Annotated in this window: 14 protein-coding genes; 8 read left to right on the top strand and 6 right to left on the bottom strand. The window is 63.9% G+C overall.

Annotated features, from left to right (window positions below; all coding sequences use genetic code 11):
• Window positions 1-94 precede the first annotated feature (94 nt).
• Genes LVS58_RS08430 through pedF form a run of 4 tightly spaced genes read right to left on the bottom strand, consistent with a single transcriptional unit; the run spans window position 95 to window position 3,169 of the window.
• Window positions 95-1,018: a quinoprotein relay system zinc metallohydrolase 1 gene (locus tag LVS58_RS08430; protein WP_010953597.1), complete on the bottom strand. Its 924-nt coding sequence runs from the start codon at window positions 1,016-1,018 to the stop codon at window positions 95-97.
• A 38-nt stretch (window positions 1,019-1,056) separates the two neighbouring features.
• A complete protein-coding gene (locus LVS58_RS08425) occupies window positions 1,057-1,818 on the bottom strand; it encodes a quinoprotein dehydrogenase-associated SoxYZ-like carrier (protein ID WP_233690672.1) in 762 nt (253 codons plus the stop codon).
• A gap of 8 nt (window positions 1,819-1,826) precedes the next feature.
• The gene (locus LVS58_RS08420) at window positions 1,827-2,702 is read right to left on the bottom strand and encodes a substrate-binding periplasmic protein (RefSeq protein WP_233690671.1); all 876 of its coding nucleotides are present in this window, start codon (window positions 2,700-2,702) and stop codon (window positions 1,827-1,829) included.
• A gap of 5 nt (window positions 2,703-2,707) precedes the next feature.
• Window positions 2,708-3,169, bottom strand: coding sequence for a cytochrome c-550 PedF (gene pedF / locus LVS58_RS08415; protein WP_233690670.1), 462 nt, complete (start codon window positions 3,167-3,169; stop codon window positions 2,708-2,710).
• Window positions 3,170-3,423: 254 nt separating this feature from the next.
• On the opposite strand from pedF, the gene exaA reads away from it, so the two are divergent.
• Together exaA and LVS58_RS08405 are read left to right on the top strand one after the other, a co-directional pair.
• Window positions 3,424-5,319, top strand: a complete 1,896-nt coding sequence (gene exaA, locus LVS58_RS08410) for a quinoprotein ethanol dehydrogenase (protein ID WP_233690669.1) — start codon at window positions 3,424-3,426, stop codon at window positions 5,317-5,319.
• Between the two features lie 66 nt (window positions 5,320-5,385).
• A complete protein-coding gene (locus LVS58_RS08405) occupies window positions 5,386-6,045 on the top strand; it encodes a pentapeptide repeat-containing protein (protein ID WP_233690668.1) in 660 nt (219 codons plus the stop codon).
• Window positions 6,046-6,075: 30 nt separating this feature from the next.
• On the opposite strand, the gene LVS58_RS08400 is transcribed toward LVS58_RS08405, so the two are convergent.
• On the bottom strand, window positions 6,076-6,714 hold the full coding sequence (locus LVS58_RS08400) for a response regulator (RefSeq protein WP_003254098.1): 639 nt from the start codon (window positions 6,712-6,714) through the stop codon (window positions 6,076-6,078).
• Window positions 6,714-7,988 carry a sensor histidine kinase gene (locus LVS58_RS08395; RefSeq protein WP_233690667.1) on the bottom strand — a complete coding sequence of 425 codons (1,275 nt, stop codon included), beginning with the start codon at window positions 7,986-7,988 and terminating at the stop codon, window positions 6,714-6,716. The genes LVS58_RS08400 and LVS58_RS08395 overlap by 1 nt, the downstream gene beginning before the upstream one ends.
• Window positions 7,989-8,138: 150 nt before the next feature.
• Here LVS58_RS08395 and LVS58_RS08390 point away from each other — a divergent pair, with 150 nt between their 5' ends.
• The 6 genes from LVS58_RS08390 (at window position 8,139) to LVS58_RS08365 (ending at window position 13,423) form a co-directional block, all read left to right on the top strand.
• Entirely contained in the window at window positions 8,139-9,332 is a 1,194-nt protein-coding gene (locus LVS58_RS08390; RefSeq protein WP_233690666.1) for an ABC transporter substrate-binding protein, read from the top strand.
• Window positions 9,333-9,362: 30 nt separating this feature from the next.
• Window positions 9,363-10,352 carry a YVTN family beta-propeller repeat protein gene (locus LVS58_RS08385; RefSeq protein ID WP_233690665.1) on the top strand — a complete coding sequence of 330 codons (990 nt, stop codon included), beginning with the start codon at window positions 9,363-9,365 and terminating at the stop codon, window positions 10,350-10,352.
• Entirely contained in the window at window positions 10,349-11,089 is a 741-nt protein-coding gene (locus LVS58_RS08380) for an ABC transporter ATP-binding protein (protein WP_233690664.1), read from the top strand. Before LVS58_RS08385 ends, LVS58_RS08380 begins: the two co-directional genes overlap by 4 nt.
• Entirely contained in the window at window positions 11,086-11,877 is a 792-nt protein-coding gene (locus LVS58_RS08375; protein ID WP_233690663.1) for an ABC transporter permease, read from the top strand. Before LVS58_RS08380 ends, LVS58_RS08375 begins: the two co-directional genes overlap by 4 nt.
• Window positions 11,878-12,154: 277 nt before the next feature.
• Window positions 12,155-12,703 carry a PQQ-dependent catabolism-associated CXXCW motif protein gene (locus LVS58_RS08370; protein WP_233690662.1) on the top strand — a complete coding sequence of 183 codons (549 nt, stop codon included), beginning with the start codon at window positions 12,155-12,157 and terminating at the stop codon, window positions 12,701-12,703.
• Window positions 12,704-12,757: 54 nt separating this feature from the next.
• Entirely contained in the window at window positions 12,758-13,423 is a 666-nt protein-coding gene (locus LVS58_RS08365; RefSeq protein ID WP_233690661.1) for a response regulator, read from the top strand.
• Window positions 13,424-13,448: the final 25 nt, after the last annotated feature.

Genomic DNA, 13,448 nt, shown 5'->3' with positions numbered 1-13,448 from the left:
AGTTTTCTAGTTCCTTGGTAGGGGCCTGAGCGATGGATGGAGGCAGACATACAGCGCTGCGCAGGCGGCGCGGGGTCTCACAGGGACTATAACGTCATGGCAAGCGCTGTAGCTGCTGGCGCTCGTAACGCGGATACAGGTGGCTGACACTGCGGATCAGCTCATAACGCGTCAGGCTGATGCCGGCAAACCGTTCGGGAATGGGGCTGCGGATCATCTCGGCCATGTCGTCACCGCGCGCCGCGCCATCGCGCATCAGGCCATCGAGCCAGCCCAGGTAGTCACGCATCTGTACGAACGGCTGCGCATCACTGGCCAACGGGCCATGCCCGGGTACAAGCTGCTTCCAGGGCAGTGCCTGCAGGGTATCCAGGTCCTTGAGCCACACGTCCAGCCCCGGGCTGTTGGGCGTGGTCAGGGCGCGTTGGTAAAACACCAGGTCGCCGGCGAACAGCACACCGGTCTTTTCATCGAAAATCGCCAGGTCGGCACCCGTATGCCCGCCCAGCCCCAGCAACCTCAGGCGGTGCCCACCCACCTCATGCACACCCGGCTGCAGCACCCGGGTTGGCAGTACCACTTCGGTACCACGCATCCAGTCGCCGACCAGGCGATACATGTTCTCGGCCATGGCATCGCCTTGCTGGCGCAGCAGGTCGCGGGTGCCGGCCAAGGCACCGATCGGCACATCGGCAAAGGCCTGGTTGCCCAGCACATGGTCAGGATGATGATGGGTCAGCAGTACCTCCACTACCGGCTTGTCGGTGAGGGTGGCAATTGCCTTGCGCAACGCCTCGCCATAGCCCTTCGAAGGCCCGCTGTCGATCACCACCACACCGCTGTCGGTGACGATGAACGCGGTGTTGACCACGTTGCCGCCGTTGGCCTTGGCGAAATTGTCGGTGCTGCCTTCCAGCAACCAGGTGCCCTCGGCGATTTGCCGGGGGGTGAGCCGGTATGCCAGATCAGCCTGGGCCGGTAGCCCCAGGCACAGCAGCAACAACAGGATCCAACGCATGACGGTGCCTCGGGTCAGAGTGAAGTCAGACAACGCGCTCAGGGCAGCGCCGCCTCGAACTGGTTGCCGCTGTTGTCCCGCAACAGCAGCCGTGTTGGCCCAGGGCCCTGGATGTCAAAGCCCAGGTTGGGGTTTTCGCTAACCGCCGGGTACAGCTCCAGGCTGGCCAGGCGCTGGCCATCTGCACCTTGCAACTCGGCATGGTTGAGAAAGAATTCAGGAATGCCGCTGACCAGGCCGTTATCCATCGGGTGGGCCACCTGCAGGCGCAGGCGGCTGCTGTCGCCACGCGGGTAGCGCCCGCCCAGCACCTCACCGAGGTGCTCCTCCCAGCCGGGCTGGGTGCGCACCACGCTGGGTGCGGTACAACCGCCGCCCGCAGCATCGATCAGGGTGGAACCGACGTGCCACAGGCCATCGCGTGTCAGTACGGCGGCGCGCAACGGTGTGGCCTGTTCGATGCGGATGCGGATAGACAACCAGGGCAACACGCGCTTGCCGGGCTGAAAGTCGACGATGCGCGGCAGAGGGTTCAGTTCTGCCCAGGCGATTATCCGCACCACCTCGCCCGTGAACGCCCGGGCGTCGATCTCCAGCGGTACCTGCCGCGCATCCTCGGCAAAGGGAGGCGCCAGAAGCTTCACGCGGTCATCGAACACGAACGCCGCCTGCCCCAGCAACTGCTTGTGGTAGAAGTCCCACATCACAGAAGGCACCGGGTCTGTCTGGGTGCCTTGTGTTGCAGCCTGAGCGGCCCAGGGCATCCAGCAGGCCAGCAGGAAAGTCGCTCGCCAGTTCATGGCCACTCCTATTGATACATCTCCGGGACCTCGTAACGCAGGCCGTATGCGGCATACATCGCCTTGAGCCGGCCATCGCGAATCATCGCCTCCATGGCCTCCTCCACGGCATAGGCCAGCTGCCGGTTGCTTTCATGCACGGCCATGCCGATTTCCCAGGCCTGTTTGCCAAGGTTCGGGTAGGCGTTTTCTGCCAGGGCCAGTTGCGAGTCGGCGGCCTGATGCAGCTGCCAGTCAACCTCGCCGCGCATCGCCATCACTGCGTCCACCTGGCCGGCCTGCATCGCAGCGAAAGCCTGCTGCACGCTGGGGTAATGGTGGGTCTTGGCGCTGAGCATGCCGTTGAACACCGACGTCAGGTAGAACGACGGCACGCTGTCCACCTCGACCCCGATAGGATGCTGCTGGAATACCGCGACACTGGCCACCGAGGCCAGGCGACGGCGATCGTAGGCCACCTGCCAACGCTCCTGCTGATAGGGGCCGAACATCACCACCTGGGCGTTTTCAAGCTCACCCAGCTCGTTGCGCCGCTGCGCGTAGGCGCGATCGTAGGGCACCCGCATCATCAGGTCGGCCAACTGTTGATGACGCAGCGGGCTGCCACGCCAGATGTAGTCGCGCAGGTCATCGTCGAGCTTTTCTCCAGGCGGTGCCCAGATCAGTTGCAGACGTACCCCCAACGCCGTGGCCAGGGCCTGCGCCAGCTCCACATCGACACCACGCGGCTGGCCGTGGTCCTGAAAACTGTAAGGGGCAAAATCCTTGTACACCGCCACCTTGAGCTCGCCGGCGGCGATGATCGCGTCATAGTTGCGCACCTGCGCCTGGGCTGCCGCGCAACACAGCAGCAGGCCACTCAACAGCACCGCCCACAGACGCATGGCCGTCACTCCTCGACGTGCACGCTGTCGAGGTAGGTGCGCACCGCCCACAGGGCTTCCTGGCTGAGGTAATCGGCCATTTTCGGCATGTATACGCGGCCGTCCCGAACCGCGCCGTGGCGTACCCGCTCAACGAACCATTCGTCGCCGGCATCACCCGCATCGAGCATGCGCAAGTCAGGTGCAATACCACCAGACTTGGCCTCCAGGCCATGACAGGCAGCGCAGTTCTGGTTGTAGGCCGAGGCGCCGATTTCCACCGCCTTGTCGTGTTCGGGCGAGCTGCGGTACGGGTTGACCGCGGCCCAGCCGTCGCCGTCCAGGCTCACGCCAGTGTCCTTGATCGGGGTCAGGCCCTTGGTCTCCACTGCCTGGGGCACCACGTTGCCATGGGCCCAGGCTGTACCGGTCACCACGGCTGCGGCCAGCAACCCGGCAGCAAGCAACACATTGCATTTTGTTGTCATTGTTATGCCCTCACCATTGCACACAAAGCCTCAACCACAGAGGCCGTGCCGCCATCTTAGAAACAGCCCGCGGGCGGCCGAATGCTGCTTTGGTGGCCGGGCCTTAATCCCTTGGTAGTAGGGCTTGTGGCGAAGGGCCAATTGAGGTGCCGTGCGGGAACTATTCCCGGCAAGGGCGGGACATTTTCCGTATCCCGCGACAGCCGCTGCGCCCCACCCTGTGCAGGCCAAAACCTCCACTGGGAACTGCAACCATGACAATAAGATCGCTACCCGCCCTTTCCCCTCTGGCCCTGAGCGTGCGCGTCCTGCTAATGGCCGGTAGCCTGGCCCTGGGCAATGTGGCAACAGCGGCCAGCACACCCGCTGCACCTGCCGGCAAGAACGTCACCTGGGAAGACATCGCCAATGACCACCTGACCACCCAGGACGTGCTGCAGTACGGCATGGGCACCAATGCCCAGCGCTGGAGCCCGCTGGCCCAGGTCAATGACAAGAACGTGTTCAAGCTGACCCCGGTCTGGTCCTACTCCTTCGGCGACGAGAAGCAGCGCGGCCAGGAATCCCAGGCCATCGTCAGCGATGGCGTGATCTACGTCACCGGCTCGTACTCGCGGGTATTCGCCCTCGATGCCAAGACCGGCAAACGCCTGTGGACCTACAACCACCGCCTGCCCGACAACATTCGTCCCTGCTGCGACGTGGTCAACCGCGGGGCGGCGATCTACGGCGACAAGATCTACTTCGGCACCCTGGATGCACGGGTGATCGCCCTCGACAAGCGCACCGGCAAAGTGGTGTGGAACAAGAAGTTCGGCGACCACAGCGTCGGCTATACCATGACCGGTGCGCCCGTGCTGATCAAGGACAAGACCAGCGGCAAGGTACTGCTGATCCACGGCAGCTCCGGCGATGAATTCGGCGTGGTCGGCCAATTGTTCGCGCGCGACCCGGACACCGGCGAAGAAGTGTGGATGCGGCCCTTCGTCGAGGGCCACATGGGCCGCCTGAACGGCAAGGACAGCACCCCGACCGGCGACGTCAAGGCGCCGTCCTGGCCAGACGACCCGACCACCGAAACCGGCAAGGTAGAAGCCTGGAGCCACGGTGGCGGTGCCCCTTGGCAAAGCGCGAGCTTCGACCCCGAAACCAACACCATCATTGTCGGCGCCGGCAACCCCGGCCCGTGGAATACCTGGGCGCGCACGTCGAAGGACGGCAACCCGCATGACTTCGACAGCCTGTACACCTCCGGCCAGGTCGGCGTCGACCCAAGTACCGGCGAGGTCAAGTGGTTCTACCAGCACACCCCCAACGACGCCTGGGACTTCTCCGGCAACAACGAGCTGGTGCTGTTCGACTACAAGGACAAGAACGGCAACGTGGTCAAGGCCACCGCCCACGCCGACCGCAACGGCTTCTTCTATGTGGTCGACCGCAACAACGGCAAGCTGCAGAACGCCTTCCCCTTCGTCGACAACATCACCTGGGCCAGCCATATCGACCTGAAGACCGGCCGCCCGGTGGAAAACCCCGGCCAACGCCCGGCCAAGCCGCTGCCGGGTGAAACCAAGGGCAAGCCGGTGGAAGTCTCGCCACCGTTCCTGGGTGGCAAGAACTGGAACCCCATGGCCTACAGCCAGGACACCGGGCTGTTCTACATCCCCGGCAACCAGTGGAAAGAGGAATACTGGACCGAGGAAGTGAACTACAAGAAGGGCTCGGCTTACCTGGGCATGGGCTTCCGGATCAAGCGCATGTACGACGACCACGTCGGCACGTTGCGCGCCATGGACCCGACCACCGGCAAGCTGGTCTGGGAACACAAGGAGCACCTGCCGTTATGGGCCGGTGTGTTGGCGACCAAGGGCAACCTGGTGTTCACCGGCACGGGTGACGGCTTCTTCAAGGCCTTCGACGCCAAGACGGGCAAGGAACTGTGGAAGTTCCAGACCGGCAGCGGCATCGTCTCGCCGCCCATCACCTGGGAACAGGACGGCGAGCAGTACATCGGCGTGACCGTGGGCTACGGCGGTGCAGTACCACTGTGGGGCGGCGACATGGCCGAGCTGACCAAACCGGTGGCTCAGGGTGGTTCGTTCTGGGTGTTCAAGATCCCAAGCTGGGACACCAAGACCGCACAGCGTTGACCTACAGCGGGGAGCGGCCTCCGGCCCTCCCCCTTTCTGCCCTTCTTCTGCCCAGAGGCCTTCGCCATGAATTACCTGCCTTTTACCTTGCTGCTGGCGCTATCCCCTGCCCTGGCAGTGAACGCCGACGACGTCGGCAACGATACCCCCTTGACCATCAACGGCTGCGTGATTGCCGAAGCCAGCCAGTGCCCGGGGGCCAACCTGCGCGGCGCCAACCTGGCCAACCAGGACCTGCGCAAGATGAACCTGGCCGGTGCCGACCTGCGCGATGCCGATCTGCGTCATGCCCAGCTGGACCTGGCAAACCTGGAAAAGGCCCGCCTGCAAGGTGCCAACCTGACCCGCGCCAGCCTGCAACAGAGCAATCTGCGCCTGGCTGACCTGAGCAACAGCAGGCTGGTGGCCATTCAAGGCTGGGGCTTGTTCGCCCAGGGCGCACAGTTTGAAAAGGCGGACCTGCGCGCAGCCTACCTGCAGTTCGCCAGGCTGTCCGGGGCAAAGCTGCAGCAGGCCAACTTGAAGGCGGCGGACCTGGAGATGGCCTGGTTGAGCAAGGCCGACCTGCAAGAGGCCAACCTGGGCGACGCCAACCTGCAGGAGGCCAAGTTTGGCCAGAGCAACCTGGCACGCGCCGATTTGCGCGGAGCGCGGCAACACTACGGGAACTTTCAGGAGGCCAACATGGAGGGGTGCAAGGGGTGCCCTGAGACCTGGGACAAATGAGCGAAGGGTTCGCCGTGGCAGGCGCTTACCTCACCCCGCCACCCGCACCACCCCCAGGTCAATCCCCAGATGCACCAGCTCGGCATGTGAGCTGACCTGCAACTTGCTCTTGAGCAAGGTCAGGTGATTGGACACGGTCTTGGCACTGATACACAACTGCTCGGCAATCACCCGCGCCGGGGTACCCTTGGCCAGCATCGTGAATATCTCCAGTTCGCGCTGGGTCATGCGCTGCAACCGCGGGTCACTGGTGCTTTGCTGTGACAGGCAAGCCAGCTGGGTGGCCAGGGGCTGCTCGATGTAGGCATGCCCGGCCAACACCCGCTGCACCGCCTCGATCAGCACCTCGGGCGCCGAGTTCTTGGTCAGGTAGCCCGAGGCCCCCGCATCCAGCGCCTGGCGCACCAGCGGCAGCTCATCGTGCATGCTGAAAAACAGCACCCTCAACTGCGGCAGGCGCTGGCGCAGGCGACGGGTGGTTTCCAGGCCACTGATACCGGGCAGGCCAAAGTCCATGATCACCAGGTTGGGTACCTGCTCCTGTACCCTGGCCAGCGCCTCTTCACCACTGGCGGCCTCACGCACCTGCACCAATGGCAGCACCGCCCGCAGCAAGCTGGCGTAACCTTGGCGCACCACGGCGTGGTCATCGACCAACACGATATTCATCACACCTCCTCGGGAATGTTAAGGGCCAGCGCCCAGCCACCCCCCGGGCGGCTGAAAATGCGTAACTCCCCCCCAAGGCTACGGGCGCGCTCGGCCATCGAGTGCAGGCCTACCCCTGGGCGCTGGGGCTGGCTCGCGCCGCAGCCGTTGTCGCGAATAAACAGGCGCAAGCCCTTGGTACTGCGCTGCAGGCGCACCCGCACCTGGCTGGCACCGGCATGCCGGGCGACGTTGGTCAACGCCTCCTGCAGCAAGCGGTACAAATGCGCCCTGCTCGCCTCAGGCAGCGCCGGCAAGTGCTCGCCAACCCGCAGCCGGCATTCGATGCCTTGGCTGGCCTGCCACTGGCTCACCAACAGGCCGAAGGCCTCGGCCAACGGCATGTAGTGCAGCGCCACCGGATACAAGTTGTGCACCAGTGCGCGAAAACCTTGCTGCAGGCGCTCGCAGTTTAACTCAAGGGCGTGCGCCGTCTGCGTCACCACTTCAGGCTGTTGGGCCACCATACGCAGCAGGCATAGCTGGGCACGCATGCCTGCCAGGTATTGCCCCAGATCATCGTGCAGGGTCTGAGCCAGCTGGGTACGTTCCTGCTCCTGCACTGCCAACAGGGCCTGGGTCAGTTGGGCATTGTCGGCCTGGGCCTGCTCCAGGGTGGCGGCCATGCGGTTGAAGTGTTTGGCCAGCCGGCGCGTTTCCGGCAGGCCGGCTTCGCGCAGGCGGGCCGTCAATTGCCCGCCTGAGACCTGATGCAAGGCCCCCAGCAGCTCATCCAGCAGGCCCATGGCGCGCCGCACCGCCCAGCGGATGGTCAACAGGCTCAACAACAATGCCAGGCCACAAACGCCAAGCAATTGTTGCAGGGAGTCCCAGACTTCATCGATTTCATCCCGTGCATCCACGGCAATCAACACGCGGCGGCCATCACTCAAGTCCAGCAGCCGGCTGCTGTGGTAGCGCTCGCCGAACAACTGGCGGCCGAGCCAGGCATCCATACCGGCCTCTTGCGGCAGCCTTGGCACCTCATCCGGTGCCAGCCAATGCACCCGCACATGGCGCAGGCTCTTGGTCAAGCCGGGCTGCAGGTTCGCCGGGTCGCGTTCGGCGGTGTCGCCCAGGTAAGCCACCACGGCTTCGGCTGACTGCAACTCACGCTCGACGTCGGCCACCGCCTGGTGCAACAGCACCCCGGCACAAGCCAGCGTTACCAAGGCGAAGCATAACGTGACCCAGAGGTTGACACGCCACAGGGCCGACAAGTTGACAAGGCGCACAAGTGGTTCTCCTCAGGCCGTTGTGGGCCATCGTAAAACTGCGGCTCCCGCACTGAATTACTACCTTGGTACCGGCCGAGCGCTACTTTCTGCATATTTCCCCCTCCCGGCGGGCTTCCTATGCTGGCGCCATCTGCCGTGGAGTGTGTTATGCGCCAGCCTGCCCACCTTGCCTTGACCTGCCTGCTGGCCTTGGCCGCAACGCTGGCTACGCCCCTGGCGCCCGCCGCTCAGGGCCAGGCCACAGCCCCCCTTCACATCGGCATCGGCTACCTGGGCTATCGTCCCGCCACTGGCCCGCTGTTGTCCAATGTCATCCCCGAACCCGGCGACACCGGGCTACAAGGTGCCGAACTGGCCATTGTCGACAGCAACAGCACCGGGCGCTTCCTCAAGCAGCAATTTCAGCTGACCAGCGCCAATGTCGACAGCCCCGAGGCCCTGCTGCAAGCCGCCAGGGCCCAGCATGAGCAAGGCCTGCGCCTGTTCGTGGTGAATGCCCCGGCCGACAGCCTGCGCGCACTGTCTACCGCCCTGCCCGACAGCCTGTTGTTCAACGCCGGCAGCCCCGACGACAGCCTGCGCAGCAGCCAGTGCCTGGGCAATGTACTGCACAGCCTGCCGAGCCGGGCCATGCTGGCCGATGCCTTGGCGCAGTTTCTGGTACTGCGCAAATGGCAACGGGCACTGCTGGTGGTCGGCCAGACCCCGGACGACCAGGCTTACGCCGCTGCCCTGCGCCGGGCGGTGAAGCGTTTTGGCGTGCAACTGGTCGCGGAAAAAACCTGGACCTTCGATAACGACCAGCGCCGCAGCGCCCAGGCCGACATGCCGCTGTTCACCCAGACTGCCGAATACGACGTGGTGCTGGTGGCAGACGAGCGCGGTGACTTCGGCGAGTACCTGCCCTACCAGACGTGGTATCCGCGCCCGGTGGCCGGTACCCAGGGCCTGACCCCCACGGGCTGGCACAAGACGGTGGAAACCTTCGGGGCGGCGCAGTTGCAAAAACGCTTCGAGGCCCAGGCCGGGCGCTGGATGAATGACCGTGACTTCGCCGCCTGGATGGCCGTGCGCAGCGTCGCCAGCGCGGCCAGCAAGCTGCGCCAGGCCGAACCTCGCGCACTGCAGCAACTGCTGCTCAGCGAGCAGTTGCCGCTGGACGGTTTCAAGGGGCGCAAGCTCAGTTACCGCCCGTGGAACGGCGAACTGCGCCAGCCAATCCCGCTGGTTCAGCCCCGCGCCCTGGTCAGCACCTCGCCGCAGGAGGGCTTCCTGCACCCCTTCAACGAAATGGACAGCCTGGGCTACGACAAGCCCGAAGTGACGTGTAGCTACCCCTGACCCGACAACCACAACAATAAGGAATTCGCCATGCGCCGCCCCCTCTTCCACCGGGCCCTGCTTTACCCCAGCCTGCTGTCGGGCGCCCTGGCGCTGGCCAGCGGTCACGTCATGGCCGCCACCGCGTGGGTCTCCAACGAGAAGGACAACAGCCTCAGCCTGATCGACATGCAAACGCTGGAAGTCACCGACACCCTGCCGGTGGGCCAGCGCCCGCGGGGCTTGCTGCTGTCACACGACAACAAGCTGCTGTACATCTGCGCCAGCGATTCGGACCGGGTGCAGGTGATGGACGTGGCCACCCGCAAGATCATCAAGGAGCTGCCTTCCGGCAAGGACCCCGAGCAGTTCGCCCTGCACCCCAACGACCGCTGGCTGTATGTGTCCAACGAGGACGATGCACTGGTGACGGTGATCGACACCGTCACCGACCAGGTGCTCGGGCAGATCGACGTCGGCATCGAACCCGAAGGCATGGCGGTCAGCCCCGACGGCAAGTGGGCGGTCAACACCAGTGAAACCACCAACATGCTGCACTGGATCGACACCAGCACCCAGACCCTGGCCGACAGCACGCTGGTCGACCAGCGCCCGCGCTTCGTCGAGTTCAGCAAAGACGGTTCGCGCCTGTGGGCCTCGGCAGAAATCGGCGGCACGGTGACCATACTCGACGTGGCCACCCGCCAGGTGCTGAAAACCCTGAATTTCCAGATCAAGGGCGTGCACCCGGACAAAGTCCAGCCAGTGGGCATCAAGCTCAGCGCCGATGGCAAGTACGCCTTCGTCGCCCTGGGCCCGGCCAACCACGTGGCGGTGATCGATGCCAAGACCTTTGATGTGCTTGACTACCTGCTGGTCGGGCGGCGGGTCTGGCAGCTGGCATTCACCCCGGACCAGCGCCAGTTGCTGGCCACCAACGGTGTCAGCGGTGACGTTTCGGTCATCGATGCGCAGAACCTCAAGGTGCTCAAGTCGGTGAAGGTCGGGCGTTACCCCTGGGGTGTGGTGGTGACACCATGAACGCCCTCGAGGTCAGTGACGTGAGCTTTGCCTATGGCCAGCGCGAGGCACTCAGGCAGGTCGGGTTCAGCCTGGCACCCGGGCGTTTCGCCGCATTGCTGGGCCCCAATGGTGCCGGCAAGTCAACCTTGATCGCCCTGCTCACGCGCCTGTATGACCTGCAGCATGGCGACATCCGCGTGTGCGGCTGCTCGCTACGCAATGCAGCACGCCCGGCCTTGCGCCAGCTGGGCGTGGTGTTTCAGCAAAGCACCCTGGACCTGGACCTGAGCGTTGAGCAGAACCTGCGCTACCACGCCGCGTTGCATGGCCTGTCGCGGCAGCAAAGCAACTTGCGGGTCGAAGCCGAACTGGCCCGCCAAGGCCTGGGCGAACGCCGGCGCGATCGTGTGCGTGAGCTGAACATCGGCCATCGGCGGCGGGTGGAGATTGCCCGCGCGCTGCTGCATGAGCCGCGCCTGCTGCTGCTGGACGAAGCCAGCGTCGGCCTCGATCCGGCCACCCGCCTGGCGCTTAACCAGCACCTGCGCCGGTTGTGTCGCGAGCAGCAACTCAGCGTGCTGTGGGCCACTCACCTGCTGGACGAGGTGCAGCCCAGCGATGACCTGTTGATTCTGCATCAGGGGCGCCTGGTGGCCAGTGGCACCGCCGATGCGCTGAGCCTTGAGCACGGCGGTGACCTCGATAACGCCTTTGCCCGCTTGACCAACGCGCCCTCAGGAGCCAACGCCCGATGAACGCTTACTGGCAATGTTTCAACGGCATCATGCTGCGCGAATGGCTGCGCTTCGTGTTGCAGCGTACGCGCCTGCTCAGCGCCCTGGTGCGCCCGCTGCTGTGGTTGCTGGTATTCGCAGCCGGGTTTCGCGCAGCGCTGGGCATTGCCATCATCGAGCCCTACGACACCTACATCCCCTACGAGGTGTACATCATCCCCGGCCTGGCCTGCATGATTCTGCTGTTCAACGGCATGCAGGGCTCGCTGTCGATGGTCTACGACCGCGAAATGGGCAGCATGCGCGTGTTGCTGACCAGCCCGCTGCCACGCCCGTTCCTGCTGGGCAGCAAACTGCTGGCAACTTCGTTGATTTCCCTGCTGCAAGTCTATGCCTTCCTCGCCATCGCCTGGCTATACGGCGTACAGCCACCGGCTGCGGGCTTGCTGATGGCACTGCCGGCGTTGCTGCTGGTGGCCTTCATGCTCAGTGCCCTGGGGCTGTTGTTGTCGAACGCCATCCGCCAGCTGGAGAACTTCGCCGGGGTGATGAATTTCGTGATCTTCCCGCTGTTTTTCCTGTCGTCGGCGCTGTACCCGTTGTGGAAAATGCGCGAGGCCAGCCAGTGGTTGTACTGGCTGTGTGCTGTAAACCCCTTCACCCATGCCGTGGAGCTGGTGCGGTTTGCACTGTATGAGCGGCTGAACCTGCTGGCGCTGGCGGTGTGCATGGGGTTGACCGCAGTGTTCACCCTGCTGGCGATACTCACCTTCAACCCCCAGCATGCAGCGCTGCGCAAGCCGCGCTGAGCTTATGTTACTTGCTCTGTGTAGGAGCGGCCTTGTGTCGCGATGGGCTGCGCAGCAGCCCTCAGGATTCCAGCTGCACTGTTTGAATTGCCGGGGCTGCTGCGCAGCCCATCGCGACACAAGGCCGCTCCTACAAGCGTCCGCGTCAGGGCTGAAGTGGCATCTCACTTTTTAACCGCAAGCTACTACTTTAGTACTGCCTTTGCTGTCTAATCGTCGCATTCACAAAGCAGCGCCACTGGCATGTAATGGGCCTATAACAAAAAGGAAAATCCCCATGCCACGTGCCCTGCGCCCCTTGCTGGCTGCCCTTTCGCTGTGTCTGTCATTGAGTGTTGCCCAGGCCGACACCACCCCACTGTTCTCCGCCGAAGGCTATCGCACCACGCTCTACCGCAGCCCGACCCCGCAACAAGTCGAAGGTGGCCAGGTCATCGACACCGCCACGCTGCAACGCTTGCTAGACCAGGCCCCCAGGCCGGTGCTGGTGGACGTCTATCGCCGCCAATGGCTGCAAGGCCGCTTCATCGAAGACGAGCCGCACAGCAACCTCCCCGGCAGCCTGTGGCTGGCCAACACCGGCGACGGCGAACTGAGCCCGGCATGGCAGGACTACTTCGTGCGTAACCTGCAAAAAGCCACGGCCGGGCACCCGGACCAACCACTGGTCTTTTACTGCCGCTCCGATTGCTGGTTAAGCTGGAACGCGGTAAAACGCGCAAAAGCCTTGGGCTATAACAACCTGTATTGGTACCGCGACGGCCTGGATGCCTGGCAGCAAGCCAACCTGCCCTTGCAGCCTGCGCAACCGGTGCCGTTCCCCTGAAATGCCTGCGTATGCGTGCCCCGCTCCATCCAATAAAAACAAGGTGAAAAGGCCATGTACAAAATTCTGATTGCCGACGATCACCCGCTGTTTCGCGAAGCCATTCACAATGTCATCAGCGATGGCTTCCAGGGCAGCGAGGTCATGGAGACCGCCGACCTTGAAAGCGCCCTGGCCCTGACCCAGGTGCATGACGACCTCGACCTGATCCTGCTCGACCTGAACATGCCTGGCATGCACGGCCTCAACGGCCTGATCACCCTGCGCAACGAGGCGCCGACCACACCGGTGGTCATCGTTTCGGCTGAGCAGGAAAAGCAGATCGTGCTGCAGGCCATTACCTACGGTGCCGTGGGCTTCATCACCAAGTCGTCGCCGCGCTCACAGATGATCGAAGCGATCGAGCAGATCCTCAATGGCAATGTCTACCTGCCGCCAGACATCATCCGCGCACAGAAAAGCAATACCAGCCGGCGCCATAACGATGCCCCAAGCTTCCCGCCGGAAATGCTCCAGGCCCTGACCCGCAAGCAACTGCTGGTGCTCGAGCGCATGACCAAAGGCGAATCGAACAAGCAGATCGCCTACACGCTGGACATCGCTGAAACCACGGTCAAGGCCCACGTTTCGGCCATTTTGCGCAAACTCAATGTGCACAACCGGGTGCAAGCCATCCTCAGTGCTGGCGATATCGATTTTGCTGATTATCTGCGCCGTTGACCTGTTCCGGCTGCTTCGCGGGCAA

The sequence above is a fragment of the Pseudomonas sp. JR33AA genome (genome assembly GCF_021378985.1).
GTDB lineage: Bacteria > Pseudomonadota > Gammaproteobacteria > Pseudomonadales > Pseudomonadaceae > Aquipseudomonas > Aquipseudomonas alloputida.
The sequence above is the reverse complement of the archived record's forward strand: the minus strand, read 5'-3'. Positions and strand labels throughout refer to the sequence as shown.